The 17,820-nt window shown below is 59.2% G+C and carries 16 protein-coding genes; 10 read left to right on the forward strand and 6 right to left on the reverse strand.

The window, feature by feature from the left end:
- Positions 1 to 44: 44 nt before the first annotated feature.
- Positions 45 to 833 (reverse strand): 3-oxoacyl-ACP reductase family protein, encoded by a 789-nt coding sequence (locus SM755_RS15400; protein ID WP_323173447.1) that lies wholly within the window; start codon positions 831 to 833, stop codon positions 45 to 47.
- A gap of 234 nt (positions 834 to 1,067) precedes the next feature.
- Between SM755_RS15400 and SM755_RS15405 the strand changes: the two genes are divergently transcribed.
- Together SM755_RS15405 and SM755_RS15410 are read left to right on the forward strand one after the other, a co-directional pair.
- Entirely contained in the window at positions 1,068 to 1,979 is a 912-nt protein-coding gene (locus SM755_RS15405; protein ID WP_323173448.1) for a mannonate dehydratase, read from the forward strand.
- Between the two features lie 282 nt (positions 1,980 to 2,261).
- Positions 2,262 to 3,023, forward strand: a complete 762-nt coding sequence (locus tag SM755_RS15410; RefSeq protein ID WP_323173449.1) for an IclR family transcriptional regulator — start codon at positions 2,262 to 2,264, stop codon at positions 3,021 to 3,023.
- A gap of 12 nt (positions 3,024 to 3,035) precedes the next feature.
- Here the strand turns inward: SM755_RS15410 and SM755_RS15415 are convergent, their stop codons facing one another.
- Positions 3,036 to 3,779 (reverse strand): SDR family oxidoreductase, encoded by a 744-nt coding sequence (locus SM755_RS15415; protein ID WP_323173450.1) that lies wholly within the window; start codon positions 3,777 to 3,779, stop codon positions 3,036 to 3,038.
- Between the two features lie 164 nt (positions 3,780 to 3,943).
- On the opposite strand from SM755_RS15415, the gene SM755_RS15420 reads away from it, so the two are divergent.
- The 3 genes from SM755_RS15420 (at position 3,944) to SM755_RS15430 (ending at position 6,377) form a co-directional block, all read left to right on the forward strand.
- Entirely contained in the window at positions 3,944 to 4,222 is a 279-nt protein-coding gene (locus SM755_RS15420; protein WP_323173451.1) for a hypothetical protein, read from the forward strand.
- Positions 4,223 to 5,080: 858 nt separating this feature from the next.
- On the forward strand, positions 5,081 to 5,848 hold the full coding sequence (locus SM755_RS15425) for an IclR family transcriptional regulator (RefSeq protein WP_083873455.1): 768 nt from the start codon (positions 5,081 to 5,083) through the stop codon (positions 5,846 to 5,848).
- Between the two features lie 277 nt (positions 5,849 to 6,125).
- On the forward strand, positions 6,126 to 6,377 hold the full coding sequence (locus SM755_RS15430) for a HalOD1 output domain-containing protein (RefSeq protein ID WP_323173452.1): 252 nt from the start codon (positions 6,126 to 6,128) through the stop codon (positions 6,375 to 6,377).
- A gap of 274 nt (positions 6,378 to 6,651) precedes the next feature.
- On the opposite strand, the gene lpdA is transcribed toward SM755_RS15430, so the two are convergent.
- A complete protein-coding gene (gene lpdA, locus SM755_RS15435) occupies positions 6,652 to 8,070 on the reverse strand; it encodes a dihydrolipoyl dehydrogenase (RefSeq protein WP_323173453.1) in 1,419 nt (472 codons plus the stop codon).
- Between the two features lie 110 nt (positions 8,071 to 8,180).
- Here lpdA and SM755_RS15440 point away from each other — a divergent pair, with 110 nt between their 5' ends.
- The 3 genes from SM755_RS15440 (at position 8,181) to SM755_RS15450 (ending at position 11,622) form a co-directional block, all read left to right on the forward strand.
- Complete coding sequence (locus SM755_RS15440; protein WP_323173454.1) at positions 8,181 to 9,122, forward strand: alpha/beta hydrolase; 942 nt, start codon at positions 8,181 to 8,183, stop codon at positions 9,120 to 9,122.
- Positions 9,123 to 9,264: 142 nt separating this feature from the next.
- Positions 9,265 to 10,077 (forward strand): SDR family NAD(P)-dependent oxidoreductase, encoded by an 813-nt coding sequence (locus SM755_RS15445; protein ID WP_323173455.1) that lies wholly within the window; start codon positions 9,265 to 9,267, stop codon positions 10,075 to 10,077.
- Between the two features lie 219 nt (positions 10,078 to 10,296).
- Positions 10,297 to 11,622, forward strand: a complete 1,326-nt coding sequence (locus SM755_RS15450) for an E3 binding domain-containing protein (RefSeq protein WP_323173456.1) — start codon at positions 10,297 to 10,299, stop codon at positions 11,620 to 11,622.
- Positions 11,623 to 11,789: 167 nt separating this feature from the next.
- Here the strand turns inward: SM755_RS15450 and SM755_RS15455 are convergent, their stop codons facing one another.
- The 3 genes from SM755_RS15455 to SM755_RS15465 are packed head-to-tail and all read right to left on the reverse strand — an operon-like array spanning position 11,790 to position 14,863.
- Positions 11,790 to 12,809, reverse strand: a complete 1,020-nt coding sequence (locus tag SM755_RS15455) for an NAD(+)/NADH kinase (protein ID WP_323173457.1) — start codon at positions 12,807 to 12,809, stop codon at positions 11,790 to 11,792.
- Positions 12,810 to 12,815: 6 nt separating this feature from the next.
- A complete protein-coding gene (locus SM755_RS15460; RefSeq protein ID WP_006667684.1) occupies positions 12,816 to 13,820 on the reverse strand; it encodes an alpha-ketoacid dehydrogenase subunit beta in 1,005 nt (334 codons plus the stop codon).
- On the reverse strand, positions 13,817 to 14,863 hold the full coding sequence (locus tag SM755_RS15465) for a thiamine pyrophosphate-dependent dehydrogenase E1 component subunit alpha (RefSeq protein WP_323173458.1): 1,047 nt from the start codon (positions 14,861 to 14,863) through the stop codon (positions 13,817 to 13,819). Before SM755_RS15465 ends, SM755_RS15460 begins: the two co-directional genes overlap by 4 nt.
- Before the next feature lie 123 nt (positions 14,864 to 14,986).
- Here SM755_RS15465 and SM755_RS15470 point away from each other — a divergent pair, with 123 nt between their 5' ends.
- Both SM755_RS15470 and SM755_RS15475 read left to right on the forward strand, forming a co-directional pair.
- Positions 14,987 to 16,063, forward strand: a complete 1,077-nt coding sequence (locus tag SM755_RS15470) for a 2,3-butanediol dehydrogenase (RefSeq protein WP_323173459.1) — start codon at positions 14,987 to 14,989, stop codon at positions 16,061 to 16,063.
- A 138-nt stretch (positions 16,064 to 16,201) separates the two neighbouring features.
- The gene (locus tag SM755_RS15475; RefSeq protein ID WP_323173460.1) at positions 16,202 to 16,894 is read left to right on the forward strand and encodes a lipoate--protein ligase family protein; all 693 of its coding nucleotides are present in this window, start codon (positions 16,202 to 16,204) and stop codon (positions 16,892 to 16,894) included.
- Positions 16,895 to 17,820: the final 926 nt, after the last annotated feature.

Consider the following 17,820-nt stretch of genomic DNA (forward strand, 5'->3'; position numbering starts at 1 on the left):
GGTGAATTTCGCCACCACTCTATCGAGGATAGCGCGTTCGACCGCTACGCGCGGTTCTCGCGGTATCGCCACGCGTCCGAGGTCCATCCGCCGTCGGCCCGGAGCACCTCGCCGGTGACGTAGTTGTCGGCCCGCGCTAGGAAGCTCACGCAGTTGGCCATCTCTTCGACGGTACCGTATCGCGCCATCGGCGTCCGCCGCTGGATGTCGATATCGGTGTACTTCGCCGAGTCCTGCGTCTGGTCTGTGATGTCCGTCTTGATGAATCCCGGCGCGAGCGCATTCACGCTGATGCCGTCCTCCGCCCACTCCACGGCGAGGGTCCGGGTGAGGTTGATGACGCCCGCCTTCGCCGCGCAGTACGGCGCTCGCATGTGAAAGCCCATCTCACCCATCATCGACGCCACGTTGACGATTGCCCCGCCGTCGTCCTGGGAGAGCATCTGTCGCCCCGCGACACGGCTACTGATGAACACGCCCGTCAAGTCGACGTCGACCACCCGCCGCCAGTCCTCAATGGTGATCTCCTCCGCCGGACCAAGCGTCGTCATGCCCGCATTGTTCACCATCACGTCCAGCGAGCCGAAGCGGTCGACGGTCGCCTCGACCATCGCCGCCACGTCATCCTCGTCGCTCACGTCGGCCTGCACCGCGACGGCTTCGCCGTCCTGGTCAGCGATTTCGTCGACAACCGACTCCGCTTGTTTCTCGGAGGAACGGTAGTTGACCACCACCGACGCTCCCTGCTCCGCGAGCTTGGTTGCAATTCCGCTACCGATGCCTCTCGATGCGCCCGTAACGATGGCCGCGTCTCCTGCGAACGTATCGCTCATTCGTGATCCATCGAAGACTCACATGGCGGGGAGTTTCTATTTTTCCCTCTTTTCACCTGTCCTGACCGTTCCGCTCGCATACCGCGGACCCACTCGCTCGCCACGCCTCAGCTTCCCGCCGCCCGTTCGGCAGCAACCCGACTAAAAGAAAGCTATTTAACCGTGGTTCCAATTCGTCACGCTATGGTCGACTTAGCGGTAGTCCTACCGCCACAGCCGGACGAGAGATGGCAGATGGCCAAGCAGATGGGCGTAGAAAACGCCGTCGTACACACCCTGGAGATCGGCGACGGCAAGACCACCTGGTCGTATCACGATCTGCTACATCTCAAGAACTGGTACGAGGACGCTGGGCTCGACGTCAGCGTCATCGAGGGGAGCGTCCCCCTGACCGACCGCGTCAGGCTCGGGATGGAAGGGCGCGACGAGGACATCGAGGAGTTCAAGGAGTTCATCCGGCACTGCGGACATCTCGATATTCCGGTCGTCTGCTACGACTGGATGGTCGGCATCCGCTGGGCGCGCACGGAGGCCCACGTCGAGTCTCGGGGCGGTTCGCTGGTGACCGCGTACTCGAACGACCGGATGCACAGGTGTAGGGCGGGACCGGCGGTCGACGCCTCGCGCGAGCAAATCTGGAACGCGCTGGAGTACTTCCTACAGGAGGTGACGCCGGTCGCGGAGGCGGCCGGGGTGAAGCTCGGCCTCCACCCGGACGACCCGCCTCGGGAGTCGGTGGGCGGTGTCCCCAGAATCATCAACAGCACCGAGGCGTACCAGCGCGTTCTCGACAGCTACGACAGCGAGCACAACGGTATCACGTTCTGCCAAGGCAACTTCGCCGCGATGGGCGTCGATCTCCCAGAGACGATCCGGCGGTTTGGCGACCGCATCAACTTCGTTCACTTTCGGGACATTGAGGGCGACGCCGACGACTTCGTCGAGACGTGGCACGACGAGGGCCCCCGCGACATGCTCGCGGCGATGGAGGCTTACCAGGACGCCGTCGACGACGACGTGGTGATGCGCCCCGACCATGTCCCGACAATGGTGGGCGAGGATAACTCTAACCCCGGCTACCACACGAAGGGACGGCTGTTCGCGGTCGGCTACATGCGAGGTCTGCTAGAACAGACCCAGCGGTAGTACGACTGACGCGTCGTCGGCCTGCCGCGTCGACGCGTAAGCACACAGTTTCTTTCTCCCGTCCAGTGTGACGGCTATTCGTTGTTCCGCCATAGTCGCCTCTCTCCCGTGTCCCTCAGTCAGTCGCTCATGCTTATCCGGTGCTTCGCTGGCACCCTCACGGCGGCCGTTGACGACCCAAGCTATAACGAATATTGGTCCTGGATACCGAGGATACGGTTCCAGTATCGTTGGACAAATTTCGAAAGGAATATTGATGGGTTGGTACGTGATACATACACAATGACAAACGGTCCAAACCGGATCAAGGCGGTCGAGAACGTATTCGAGATCGTCGAGAACGTGGGGAAGCTCGACGGCTGCCGGGTCCGGGAGCTGGCGGATCACATGGACCTCCCGAAGAGCACAGCCCATATCTACCTCAAGACGCTGGAAGACACCGGGTACGTGGTCAGGCGGAATGAGCAGTACCAGCTCAGCCTGCGATTCCTAAACGTAGGGGGACAGGTCCGGCACAACAACAGCCTCTACCAGGTGGGCCGCAACGAGGTCGACGACTTGGCCCGGACGATAAGTGAGGTCGCCACCATCGGCTGTGAAGAGAACGGCTACCGGGTGATGCTGTACCGGACCGAGCCGACCGGTGCCATCTTCAACAACGCGTCGACCGGCGAGTACACCCGGATGCACTGGACGGCACTCGGCAAGGCGATACTGTCACAGAAGTCCGACGAGGAGATCACTGAGATCGCCGACCGCCACGGGCTCCCGCGGGCGACTGAGCACACGATCGTCGACCGCGATGCCCTGCTCGACGAGATAGAGACCATCAGATTGCAGGGGTACGCGATAGAGGACGAGGAGCGCGTCAAGGGCGTCAAGTCCGTCGCCGTCCAGGTCGAAAGCGACGGTGAGACGCCCGATGCCGCCATCTCTGCCGCCGGGCCGAAACACGAGTTCACCCCCGAGCGCATCCAGGAGGAGCTGCTCCCGGCGCTCCAGAACACTGCGAACGTAGTCGAACTCAAGACCAAACACTACTGAGCCCTACCACCCTCACGCGGTCGATCCGCCGTCGACGTGGATCACCTCGCCGGTAAGGTAGTCCGACTGATCCCGCGCGAGAAACGCCGCGAGGTCGCTGATGTCCTCCGGCGTCCCGAGGCGGCCGTACGGGACGTTCTCGGCCCGCTCCTCGACCCACGACGGGTCCTCCGCCCTGACCTCCTCATTCATCGATGTCTTCGTTGTCCCTGGAGCTATCGCCACCACTGAGACACCGTCAGAGCCGTAGTCGACCGCGAGCTGCCGGACCGCTGCATCGAGGCCACCCTTACTTGCGCAGTACGAGGGAAGCTCCGGCACGCCGACCGACCCCGCTTCAGAAGTGATATGGAGGAGCGTCCCCTCCGTCTCTATCAGCGCTGGCAGGACATGCTTGCTGACCCGAAGCGCGCCGAGAAGGTTCACGTCGAGCACCGCGGTCATATCCGCCTCGTCCGCCTCGTGAAGACGTCCTCGTGTGATCATTCCCGCGCTGTTGACAGCCACGTCGATCGCTCCCAGGCAGTCGACCGCAGCCGTGACGGCCCGGTCGACGGTCTCATCGTCCCGGACATCGCACTCGATCGGCACGCACTCAGTCGGCAGCGACTCAGCAATGGTCTCCAGGTCGTCCGAGGACCGGGCGACCACGGCCACATCAGCTCCCCGATCAGCGTATTCCTCAGCAATCGCCTTCCCGATCCCGCGACTCGCTCCGACAACGAACGCGCTCTTACCGTACAGGTCTCTCGACATCGCCCCCACGTCCGTCTGCCTGCGGAATAATTCCTCGGGTTGGGCCGGAACTGAGCCACGGATCCAACGTCGTTGGACACGGCTGGCTCCACGGTCAAATCGGTCCGACAGTAGCCTCCAGAGAAAAGCATTGGTACGCATTCGTTCAGAATCACTACACGCCCATGAGTACTATCGACGTGCTGGTCCCGCGAAGCGTAACCCACGGGATACCCGCGGCGGACTATGCCGCCGCACTGCGAGACCGGCTACCCGATCACCGCATTGAGGTGGCACCGGTACCCAGGAAGCGGCAACTCGCCGCGAACACTATGGTGATCAGCTCGATCCGCCCCGACGCGGCCCTGCTCGACAACACGACGGAACTCGAACTATTCACAGTCGCCGCGGTGGGGTACGACCACCGCCGCTCAACGCGCTGGCCGACCACGGCGTTGCAGTGACAAACATCTCGGGCATCCATACGCCAAACAGGTGCTCGAATACAGGTTACAACTGGCCGACATCGTCGCTGGGAACGTGGGGCGACTAGAACGGGGACAGATCTGACCTTGAAAGCCTGGTTTGAGCCCCGAAATGACCATGAGTGCGCGAGCGGCCTCGTGGCTTGCGAACGTGTCCGATCTCCTCTCCGGTGGAACGCGGACGCAGCCAGCGGCACCGTCAGCAGGGCACTGTTGCGCCCATTGGTGTCCACTGTCGTTGGACACTGTCTCTGATCCATGCGCTCTGTCCGCTCCAGTAGGTACGGGCCGGAGTGTTCTCCCGGCACGACTGCGTTTCAGTGACGCCTCAGCGGGAGTCAGATGTCCCCCTCGATAATTACATGTGTACGTTTGTAATCCGTTCTACGGCCCACTGCCGCTATCGAGGGGGAAGTACGGGAACTGAGGAGAATCGATTACCCAGTTCATATTGGGATTCATATTTAATATCCAACAAATTATGACGATTTCGGCAAGGTCTCTGTAGTAATCGATCTAGTCGTTCTCCGAGTCGTAGTCCTGAAGCGGTTGATTGTGCTGCAACGATCGTGGCAGTGCTGACCAGTGCTGAATAATGAGAGTCATAGACTCGATCATCAGAAAGAATTCGAAATAATCAGAATGAGATCACCGGAGTTCTAGCCTCTACTTATATCGTGCCTCTTCTCAAGAATCCATTCCGACTATTTCGAATAGACTCCTATCAATCTGCCTAACTCGCTCACACAATCATAGCAGACCACTATTCTTCAGTTCAACGCTTCCCTCTTCGAAATAACCGGAACTATAATGGAGGTTGATTGAGAGTCTGTTACCATGTCATCACAACCACTCAAATCTCTCTGTCGCGCTAATCGTATCGTAGAACGGCTTGTCGAAATGGAGTCCGCATCTGTAAGTGAGTTAGCTGCCGAATTTGATATGCCGCTAAGCACGATGTATGAGTATGTGAACACGCTCGAGACGATCAATTACATTACCAAGAAACCAAATGGCCGCTATTGTGTGAGCCTTTCCTTTCTCGAGATCGGAAATCAAGTTCGACGGAACTATGCTATTTATAGGGTTGGAGAGTCGGAAACCCGACGGTTGGCCGAAGAAACGGGAGAGTTCGCCGGTTTAATGGTAAAAGAGGACAATCTCGGAGTGTTATTATCGATGAAAAAAGGGGACAAGGTAAAACGGCTCCAAGTCAGCCGGACACATCCAGGCGTCAAATCCCGACTCAACACGACAGCCTATGGAAAGGCAATTTTAGCCCAATTATCTGATAAAGAGATTCAGGATGTAATAGATCAATACGGCCTCCATCCCAGAACAGACAACACGATAACTGAAATTGATCCTCTCTTCGAAGAAATTGAGCTCATTCGTCAACGTGGATACGCGCTTGATGACGAGGAATGCTTCGATGGGATGCGTGGTATTGGCGTTCCGGTCGTTAGTCAAACAGACGATCTCGTGGGTGGTATCGCACTGTATGGGCCACCGAGTCGTCTAACTGATGACGTTTTCTTCAAAAAGTATCCATCAGTAGTGCAGGAATATGCAAACATCATCCAGGGAAATCTGGAATATTCGTGATCACATGGGTGAATATTGTCAGTTCTATTCTACACTCAGTAACGCTGTGCGTTGCGAATTGGAAGACGTTTCGCTGGCTTTTCAGCGACTCCAGTTATTGAAATCGGAACAAGCATCACGCTAACGCTGAGAAATCATCGTCACCGAATCCTACGAGTCCCTTTTCCGCCAAATCGCGTGACGTCCGTATGGATGATCCGCATACCTTGCGACTCTCGTTTACTGAGACTGAGACGATCGAAAACAGTAAGGGGAACGTCGTAGAGAAGGGTGGTGGATGACTGAGAGCGATCGGTCCGATGCCTGGTGTCTCTCCAAACGAATCGTCAAGGAAGTTGCGGATCTCGAAGGGAAGGACCCGGCAGAACTTCCACCGCTCTACGAAGCAATAGATGCGGAGGCGCTTGAAATGATCTTCACACGGACGGAGGGTGGGACGATGCGTACGGGGAAAATCGATTTTCTGTACGCAGGACACGTGGTAACGATTGAGTACGAGGACGAGCCGGTCATCAGAATCGAACAGTAGCGTACGATAGTCGGCACGTAACCGTGGAATGCGGCTCTCGTAGCGGAGCGTTTCATCCTGCCGATCGAAGCTGTCAGGACGGTATACCCGCGGGATCGTTGAATAGATGACACGCTGCTAGCGGATACCCTCAATCAAGATTGATCGCCCCCGATGGAAGAGACAAATGTAAATAAATAGCGCGTAGACGAGACGACGGACGCATCTCGTTTCGGGTCTCGTACCCATCCTAGCCGCCGGTCGCACCGTAACTGAGTTGGCGGCTACTGTTTCGTCAGCTGTTGAGCGTGTGGACCGCTTCGCCGCGAGCGTTCGCGGCTGCCTCCATGACCGCCTCGGTGAGAGTCGGATGCGTGTGAACCGTCGTTGCGATATCTTCTAGCGTGGCTTCCGTCTCGATAGCCAGGGCGAGTTCAGCAGCTAGCTCCGAGGCGTCGGGACAGACTAGCTGCGCGCCGAGGACCGCGCCTGATCTCCCGTTCGCGACGATACGTACGAACCCATCAGTCTCGCCGAGTGTGAGTGCACGCCCCGAGGCTCGCATCGGCATCCGTCCGACGACTGGATCGAGACCTGCGTTCTCGGCCTCGTCCTTGGTCATCCCGACCGTGCAGATTTCGGGATCGGTGAAGACGGCGGCCGGAATCGCTCGGGAGTCAAATGTGGCCGCCTCACCAGCGATAACGTCGGCCGCAATTTCGCCCTCCTTGCTCGCCTTATGAGCAAGCAGTGGCTCGCCGACGACGTCGCCGACGGCGAAAATCCGTTCGGCGACAGTTCGAGTCTGCTTGTCGGTCGGAATGAACCCCCGGTCGTCGGTCTCGATACCTGCTGCTCCCAGGTTGAGCGTGTCGGTGACGGGCTCTCGTCCGACGGCGACCACCACGCGGTCGGCCTCGTATTCGGACTGATCGCCGTCGTCACTCTCAGTGAAGACGCGGACGCCGCGGCCGGTTGACTCCCAGCCTTGAGCCCCCTCGCCAAAGTGGAAGTTGATACCGAGGCTTTCGGCACGCTTCCTGACGACGCGGGCGATATCCCGCTCGTAGCCGGGCAGTATCTGATCGAGCATTTCGACGACCGTCACGTCGACGCCCAGTTTGGCAAACACCGTCGAGAGTTCCATACCAATGTAGCCCGCGCCAACGACGAGCAGCCGTTCGGGAAGCGACTCGAGTCCGAGCGCGTGCGTCGAGGAGAGAACGTGTTCGCCATCGAATGGGAACTCGGGAAGTTCGACCGGACGCGATCCGGTAGCGATGACGGCGTGAGTAAACGCGATCGACCCGAGGTTCGTTCCGTTCCGCATGATCTGGACCGCTGTTTCGCTTGTAAAGGTCGCAGTTCCGTTGATCAGGGTTACACCGTTGGCCGTACAGAGCTTCTCGACGCCACCGGTGAGTTGCTTCACGACATTGTTCTTCCAGTCGACCATTCGACTGAAGTCCACATCGAGTTCGGCTTGGATCCCCATGTGCTCAGCGTGAGTAGCGTCGTGTGTGATATCGGCCGCTGCGATGAGTGCCTTCGAAGGAATGCAGCCGACGTTGAGGCAGGTCCCACCGTAGGCATCTTTCTCGACGAGCGCTACATCGAAGCCGGATTGGGCAGCCCGGATAGCGGCTACGTATCCGCCGGGACCGGCACCAATCACTACGATATCCGTTTCTACCGGGATGGATTCTTCAACCATCTACTGTCACTGTCACGCGGAAGGATAAAAAAGAGAACCCTTCTCGTTCTCTATTTCGTCTGATAAAAGGTACAATTATGCCGCTCTAGACAGATGGCGTAAGTGAAGCAATGTCATCAACACTCCACCCGCAAGTCGAGAAGTACCTTCACGGGCTGTCAGAACAGGGCTTACCACCGCTCTACCGGCTGTCACTAGAAGAAGCCCGTGAGACATATCGCGATCTCAGTATTCCCAGTGAACCTCCAATCTCGGTCGCATCCGTGATAGACCGCACTATCCCGGGTCCAGCGACGGATATCCCCGTGCGGATTTACAAGCCAACTGGGGACGGACCGCATCCACCGCTCGTCTTCTTCCACGGTGGTGGATGGATGCTCGGGGATTTAGAGACGTACGACGCGCTGTGTCGGGCGCTCTCGAACGCGACCGAGTGCATCGTCATCTCCGTCGACTACCGACGTGCGCCCGAACACCGGTTCCCAGCCGGACTCGAGGACTGTTACGCCGCGACGTGTTGGGTCGCGAACAACGCCGAAGCGATCGATGCCAGGCCCGATACATTGGCTATCGCCGGAGACAGCGCCGGGGGATCACTCGCGTTTGGTGTCGGGCTCCTGGCACGCGATCGGGATGGACCAGCGATCGACTATCAAGTGCTCGCATACCCCGCTTCGGACTACGCGTTCGATACGGACTCTTACGAGGAGAACGCACAGGGATACTTCATCACGCGAAAGGACATGGAGCGGTTCTGGGACGGCTACCTCCAGAGCGAACTGGACGGTGAGCATCCGTACGCGTCGCCGCTTCGTACCGAGAGCCTGGACCGGCTCCCGCCCACGCTCGTTCTGACGTGCGGGTTTGATCCGCTTCGCGACGACGGCACGGAACTCGCAAGTCGGCTGTCTGAAGCCGGCGTTTCGACCGACCACGTGCAGTATGAAGATATGATTCATGGGTTCCTGATCATGCTCTCTGATCCAGAACTGGATCGGGCACACGAGGCTCTCGAGGAAATCGGTGAGAGAGTTCGAGACGAGTTGCAGTAAGCGAGTTCACCCACCTCTCGAGGACAAGCCACGACGAGTCTCCGTCATCCGATACCAGTCCCATTGTCTGTCGCGTTCCACCCGTTTCGGTTCTGACTACCACCATGATTTATAATCATATACCACCTCTAATCGAGAGACGATGGTAGACAAGAACACACTAGACGGAGCGGTGTCGATTGTGACCGGTGGCGGCGGAGACATTGGTGGTGGGATCGCCACAGAACTCGCGGCGGCGGGAAGTGACATAGTTATCGCCGACGTGGACATCCTGGAGACGGAGTACAACCAGAAATCATCCGCGGAGATCGGCGGGGCGACGCGTGCACGTGAACTCGTGGATCGCATCGAGTCGGAAGACCAGCGCGCACACGTCGTGGACTGTGACGTCACGAAATCCGATCAGATCGACGCGATGGTCGACGAGGTCATCGACGAGTTCAGTCGGATTGACATCCTCGTGAACAACGCGGGCGTCATCACCGCCACACCGGTCGAGGAGATGGCGGAAGCGGAGTGGGAGACGGTGATGGACGTGAATGCGAAGGGGATGTTCCTCGCGGCACGCGCCGCGATTCCACACCTCCGCGAGTCGAAGGGGACCATCATCAACACCGCCTCCATCGCGGGTGAGATCGGCGCCGCCGGCCTCGCACACTACTGTGCGTCGAAACACGCCGTACTCGGGCTCACGAAGTCGCTCAGTCTCGAGTTGGCGCCGGATGTTACGGTCAACGCTATCTGTCCAGGAATCGTCGAGACACCGATGTGGGAAGACGTTTTGACGCCGGAAATCGGCGAATCGTACGACGAGACTATCGACCGAGCCATTCCGATGGGGCGCGACCAGACGCCTGAGGACATGGGGAGACTCGCCGTCTTTTTCGCGGAGAACCGGAACGTCACTGGACAGTCCGTGGTCGTCGACGGTGGCATTCTCCAGAACGTCCTCTAGAGGAGGATTCCCGGCGCAGCATGTTTTTATCCAATAGTGTGGTCGACGTAACCGGCTTCTCGGCTGATTCCGATTCGGAGAAGAGAGGCGTGAATGACTGCACGCGAGCGCCTCGCGGGCCGAACCTGTCACGTACTCCGTCGAAATCATCATCGTTCAAGAGATACGTTTTAGTAGATTGGCGCACATGGATGATTTATAATGGCGTATATTATCAAGATGCCAAAGCTAGGGCTCGAAATGGAACAGGGGACCGTCCTCGAATGGTTCCGTGAGTCAGAAGATGACGTGTCGGAAGGAGACAAGCTCGCCGAAGTCGAATCCGAGAAGAGTATCGGCGAGGTCGAGGCGCGTGAAGACGGTGTCCTCCGCCGGATCTACGTCGAGGAAGGCAAATCCGTTCCACCCGGCACACCGATCGGCATCCTCGCAGCGGCCGATACTGATATCTCCGATCTCGAGGCCGAAGCCGAGGCCGAAATCAACGGAAAGACGGAGACAGAACGGGATACCACAGCCGAACCATCGGACACAGAAGACGATGCCGTCACGGTCGAGACGCAATCGGCCGCGTCCGCGGGAAGTTCGGCCGCTCCCGCGGCCACAGAGGAGACGACCGAAGTGAAGGCGTCCCCACGAGCACGGAACCGAGCGGAGGAACTCGGTGTCGACCTCATGTCCGTCGAGGGTACCGGACCGATGGATTCGATCACCGAGGACGACGTCGAGGCGGCAGTCAGCGATGGGACAGAGAGAGAAGAGTCCATCAAAGCTTCTCCCCGAGCCAAAAAGCGCGCGGAGGAGGCCGGCGTCGACCTCACGTCCGTCGAGGGTACCGGACCGATGGATTCGATCACCGAAGACGACGTCGAGGCGGCCGCTGAAGCCACACGGGAGAGTGGTTCGGAAGTTCGGCAAATCACCCCCGAGCGGACCGCTTCCAACCGATTCGAGCGAGCCACAGCTGTGGCCGACCCGTCCGCCGGAGCGGCGTTGCTCGAAACCACGGAAGCGGTTCGGTCGGCGTTCGAGGAGCGGGTCACAAGTATCGACGTGTTGCTCGTGGTCGCCTCGGCGGCGCTCGCGGATCGACCGCTCATGAACGGAATCTACGCGGAATCGACGCACCAGCTCCGAGAAAGCCAGGACATCGCCCTCGTGACCGAACTCGACGGCGAACTCCACACGGGCGTCGTTCCGAACGTTGAGGAGAAGTCGCTGACCGAGATCGTCGACACACGCGAACGGCTCGACGATGACAGCGAGGGGGAGCCCTCGTTCACCCTCGCAAACGCGTCCAAGACGGACTCCGACGGGATGCTCGTCAATCCACCGTGCGTCGCGGCTCTCGAGTTCGATGCGACTGGCCAGCGGGCGGTTCCAGAGGGAAGCGGTGTCGATCTCCGCCCACTCGTGACTGCCAGTCTGACCTACGACACGCGAGCGATAGACGGATCCGAGGCCGACGCCTTCTTACAGCGGCTCTTCGAGCGGGCCGAACGCGCGTCCGAACTCGTTCTCGAATCGTATCGCGGTACGGAATAAGAAGCCATCACTCCTCATCGAGCGTCTATCTGAACTCTGTCCGAATCCATTTTCGGACCAACCGAGATTCTCGAAGCTGGTCGAGTCACTCGAGACGATCCGTCGAAACGGACACGATAGGTCTGTAGGTATAATCGACTCGATAGTGGCGAAAACGGAACACGAGGTTATCGGTCTCCGATCGGTGTCTCGCTGCTGACGAGGGATCCAGCTGCTGCGGCCGCCTCTAAGGCGGTGTCTACGTCCACGAGACGCGGCCCGTCGGCGGTGGGCGTTATACTGACGATCGCGTCGGTGAGCTCGAGTTCGCGCTCTCCGTCCGCGCTGACGACGCCGTCCGTTACCGCGAAGGTTGCCGGCTCGTCCCAGTCTAACGGCTCGTGTGCCTCGATACCGACCGTCGTCGTCATTCCCGGTGCGAGAACCGCACGGACGGACCGGTCAGTCTCAGTAGGGTCACCGAGGCGAAGTGCGGCACCACCGGGTGCGTTTGGAGCCAGCGGTTCGATACACCCCGCGACGCTGGTGAGTCCGATGGCTGCGGGATGTGCCCGCGAAACGACGCCACCGAGCAGCTCCGACGGATCGATAACGGCTCGCGTTCCGATGAACGGCCGATCAATGATGCCGATGGTCGCTAGACCGGAGAGTCGCTTCTCTCCGGTGACGTCGTCGGCTCGGACGTCGATCCGTCCGTGACGGTAGGTCACGGCGTCGGCGTCGACCGCGTCGTTCGCGACGGCGGCGGCGGCCGCGCCAGCGACGGTTCCATCGACGGGCGTCGGCACGACGTTGTTCGTTCCCGTCGAGACGGAGACGAGCGGAACGTCGCCGAGTTCGAGCGCCGCGTCGCGGCTCGTCCCGTCGCCGCCGAGAACGACGACGACATCGGCGCTCTCGCGGAAATGCGCTGCGGCGCGCCGCGTGTCCGCGGCTGATTCTGTGATTGGCATCTCGACCGGTTCGATGTCCATCTTGGTGGGTGCTTCCGCGATGGCGTGCGAGGCGATACCAGTCTTGTCCGGCATAACGGCGACACTGGGGGACTCGACGGCGAGAGAGAGGCCGTCGAGAACGCACTCGGCGACACGGCGTTTCGCGTAGTTGTCGACGACGCTCGCACCGCCGGTGAGACGGCGGATGTCGCGGCCGGCCGATGGATTGACGATGAGTCCAACGTGGGCCACGTGTGGTCAGGTTATCCGCCTGATGGCATTCTCGACCCCCTCGCCGTCGGGAAGGACCTCCTGTTCGAGCGGCGTGCTGAACGGCATGTGCGTATCGGGCGTACCGACGCGCTGGATGGGCGCGTCGAGGCTGAAGAACGCCTCTTCCTGTGCCCGCGTGATGATTTCGGCGTGGGTGCCATACGAGAGTGGCGTCTCGTCGGCGACGACCATCCGTCCGGTCTTTCTGAGACTCTCGGCGATAGTTTCAGTGTCGAGCGGATAGAGCGAACGCGGGTCGATGACCTCGACGCTCACGTCACCGGCCAGGCGGTCAGCGACATCGAGTGATTCGCCGACAAGTCGCTGGGTCGCAACCACGGTGACATCCTCGCCCTCGCGTTCGACGGCCGCCTCGCCGATTGGAACGATATAGTCCTCGTCAGTTGGAACATCCCCTTGCTGCTCGTATATCATCTTGTTCTCGAAGACGAACACGGGATCGTTTGACCTGATGGCGGCCTTCGTCAACCCCTTCGCGGCAGCAGCAGTACCCGGCGCGACGGCTTTCAGGCCGGGGAAGTGTGAGATCCACGCGTGAACTGTTCCGGAGTGCTGGCTGGCGGCACCCATCCCACCACCTTCGGTTGCGCGAACGGTGACAGGAATCTCGGTCTTCCCACCGAACATGTACCGCATCTTCGCCATCTGGTTCATGATCTGTTCCATCGAAACGCCGATGAAATCCGAGAACATGAGCTCGATGACAGGGCGCGTTCCGGTTGCGGCCGCTCCCGTCGCAGCACCGACGTACCCGGCTTCGGCGATGGGCGTGTCACGGACCCGTTCCTCGCCGAACTCCTCGTAAAGGTCACCGGTCACCTCGAGGACGCCGCCGAACGCACCGACATCTTCACCCATGATGTAGACATCCTCGTCGCGTGCCAACTCCTCGCGCAATGCCTCTCGGATAGCCTCCCGGACCGTCATCGTCTCCGTCTCTTCCCGCTCGAGTTCTGCTTGAGCAGTCATCGCGAATCACCTCCACTGGAACCGCCGTCGGTACGGAGGCGGCTTGCGAACTGTTCGACTTCGGGTACCGGTTCGCTGAACATGTCTTCGTAAGCTTCCTCGGGTTCCGGCAGGTCGGAGTTCTGTGCGTATTCAACTGCGTCAGCAATTTCGTCCTCGACCTCGGCCTGGAGCTCTTCGAACTCCGCCTCGGTCAGTTCGCCGCGGTCGATAAGTCGCTCCTTGAAAGACTCGATTGCATCGCGTTCCTTCCACTGTGCGACCTCTTCCTCGTCACGGTAGTTCTGTTCGTCACCTTCGTAGTGGCCGTTGTAGCGGTAGGTCTCGGCTTCAATCATGGTCGGCCCATCACCGGCTCGCGCCCGCTTTCGCGCCTCTTCGACGGCCTCGGTTACGGCCGTCACGTCCATCCCGTCGACTGTGACCCCGGGAATATCGTAGGCCTGTGCGGTGTCACTGAGTTGTTTGACGTTATGCTGCTTCTCGACGGGCGTGGCCTCACCGTACTTGTTGTTTTCGACCAGGAAAACCGCCGGAAGATCCCACGTCGAGGCCATGTTCACGGCCTCGTGGACCTGTCCCTGTGCGACCGCTCCGTCGCCAAGGAAGGCCAACGCGACCTGATCGCGGTCCTGGTAGTCGATCGACAACGCGGCACCGGTCGCAAGCGGCGGGCCCGCACCCACGATGCCGTTTGCACCCAGCATCCCGGCGTCCACGTCGGCGATGTGCATTGAACCACCCTTCCCGTTACAGTATCCGCTCCGTTTGCCGAACAGTTCGGCCATCATCAGCTTGGTGTCCAGCCCCTTCGCGATGCAGTGACCGTGGCCTCTGTGTGTACTGGTAATGTAATCGTCCGGTTCAAGAGCAGCACATGTCCCGACACCGACCGCCTCCTCACCGATATACAAGTGAACGAATCCGGGAATCTCGCCGTCGGCGAAGTACTCGCCGGCTTTCGTATCGAATTCACGGATCGTCAGCATTCGACGCAAGGCTTCGAGTCTGCCGTCTTCCGTGTCTAGCGTATAATTTGCCATGCTCCGTTAACGCCTACCATACATTAAGACATAATATTATCGATTTTTCATCCAAGACCCCTCACTGGGGGAGCAGTACTCGTCCACTATATTTATCACGGTGTATGGTAACTATCGATTGGTATGAGAGCTGTTACCTATCACGGGCGGAAAGACATCCGTGTCGAGGACGTTGAACAGGAGTCAGTCGGGAGAGGGCAGGTTCGTATCGAGATCGATTCGTGCGGTATCTGTGGCTCAGATCTCCACGAGTACACTGCCGGACCGATCTTCGTACCCGATGATGAACCGCATCCAGTGTCACAGGAAACGGCACCGATAAGGATGGGACACGAGTTCAGCGGAACCGTTTCTGACGTTGGCGAGGGGGTAACGGGAGTGGATTCGGGTGACGCTGTCGCCGTCAACCCAATCCTCTCCTGCGGGGAGTGTCGCCAGTGTCGGGAAGGAAACTACCACATCTGTGATTCGATCGGCTTCATCGGACTCTCCGGCGGCGGCGGTGGATTCGCCGAAAGCGTCGTCCTAGACGCGGAACACGCCGTAGCACTCGGTGACGACGTGCCGATCGAGTACGGTGCGCTGGTCGAACCGCTAACCGTCGCGTTGCACGCGGTGCGACGCTCCGGACTTCACTCCGGTGATTCGGTCGCAGTCTTCGGAGCGGGACCGATCGGGTTGGCCGTGATTCAGTGCGCCCGGGTCGCGGGCGCGAGGTCGATATTCGTTTCCGAACCGCGAGAGGCCAGGCGCGACCGCGCAGTAGCGTGTGGCGCGGACGAACTCATCGATCCAGCGAGTACGGATCCCGTCGAGTACATTGCCTCGAATACCGATGGCGGCGTCGACGTTTCGTTCGAGGTCGCGGGTGTCGAAGCCTCGTTCAACGCGGCAATTGAGAGTACGGTTCCGAGCGGTCAGACGACCGTCGTGAGCATCTGGGAGGAAAAAGTGAGCACTCATCCGAACAATCTCGTGCTCGGTGAGCGGACGGTCACTGGAACGCTCGCCTATCTCGGCGGCCCTCGATCCGACGAGGAGTACGGAATGGTGATCGACATGCTCGCCGACGGTCGACTCGATCCCGACCCGTTTATCACCGACCGGATCGGTCTCGAGGAAATCGTCGACGACGGGTTCGAGCGGCTCATCGATCCTGAAAGCGATCACATCAAAATCCTTGTCAGGCCGAATGACTAGCGGCGAATACCGAGCGGCCGACTCGCTGCAGGTACCGTCCGAGTAGCCCTCCTCACGCACTCTACTCCCTTCCAGCGCTGGCCATCTACTGATCAGTACCTATAACGCTTATTTCGGGGGACAACGTCTGTCGGTTGTATGCGTGTACTCCGCGGTCGAGCGTCCACCATCGAACGGGATCACGCGGTAACACAATCACTACTCTCGGAACCGATCGAAACCGCCGTCAGGGTGTGGCGTCCGCTTCGACACGTCGCGTTCGGACCTCGCGATGTCCGGGAAGATCGGTACGAACGGGCGTGTGAAACCGCCAGAAAGCTGGGGTACGGAACGTACGAGCGCAGCGTCGGTGGCCGGGCAGTGGCGTACACGGGGACGACCATCTGTTTCGCACATATCGATACGGTGGCCGACCAACGAGCGGGACTGACGGGCCGCTACGAGCGGATTCTCGACCGACTACGGATCGCACTCGATGCTGTCGATGTGGCGGCCGAACGGGGCGAGCCCGAGGCAGCCTTCTGTCCCGGAACGCACTCCCTATCGGCCGGTGGTAAGCTCGTCGGCATCGCCCAACGCGTTCGCCAGAACGCGGCGCTGACGGCCGGCATCGTCGTCCCTCGCGACCGCGACGAACTTATCGCCGTCCTTGAGCCGGTTTATGCAGAACTCGATATCCCGTTTGATCCGGACGCCCTGGGGAGCGTCCGTCAGGCGGGTAGCGAGGCGAGTCCCGAACGCGTCCGTCAAGCTATCGAAGACGCATTAGTCGCTGGAAGTGAACAGGATGCTACACAGATCCAGCGAGAACGCGTCTCCGTGGGCATCTAACAGTGCAATCGGCCCACAGTTGGATATTTCGACGCCGCCGGAAATCCTGTACTGTACGATCGTCTCCGTTGCAAGAGGCCGCTGAGATCGGTGCGAAATGAGTGAGACAGAACTTGGAGAGCGAACTCACAGGATAACCGAAAGCGATCGCGAGTATTCGAGATTTCCTTGAAGAATGTCGATGCACGCTCATCCGATAGATGAATCTACCTCGAAGCACTACTCGTTGTCGAACGCGTATCCCCGTCGCTGAATGCGTTTACGTCCTGTACACTACTGTGGTTCCCCTCATTATAACCCATTATTTCCATCCTATGGATGATGATTGATACAAGTGTATGTATCGGAAAGAGACTTCTGGGTTAGAGGCTATTCGAGATAGTCAGAATGTCTCCCGAATGCCCCATCATGACATGAGTGGTGGTAACAAATAAAGGGTGGCTATTACGACTATTTCGAATTTCACTGAAATACATGACTGTGACTATCACTGAGAATACCGAGCGATATGACTACGTCCAGCGGATAAGTGGTTCCGGGAAGATTCACCAACAACAAACACCGTTGAGGATCCGGATAGAGTATCACGGTTGCAGATGAGGACAGTGGGAAAGTGAGATAGAGAGACGGCGTTGAACCGAACGGTGGAAAAGCGAATGTATTACGAATGTACTATTGTAAATCCCTTTGTGAAGGAGATTATTGGTACCCACGGTTAGCGTGCAGAGCCGACTGGAAAACCACCCTCATAGATGCTCAAATCAGTAGCTTGATCGGCGCTCGATGAACTCTGTATTGTGTCGAAACCACCAGACAGCTCTCCACCAACAATGTGTTTCACAAGACCGCTCGCTAAGACTACCATGGCCGTCCTCATGACGGAGTAAATCCCTCCCCCTCTCCGTCTATTTTTCAGGGATCTAAAC

Source organism: Natrialba sp. PRR66 (genome assembly GCF_034808065.1).
GTDB lineage: Archaea > Halobacteriota > Halobacteria > Halobacteriales > Natrialbaceae > Natrialba > Natrialba aegyptia.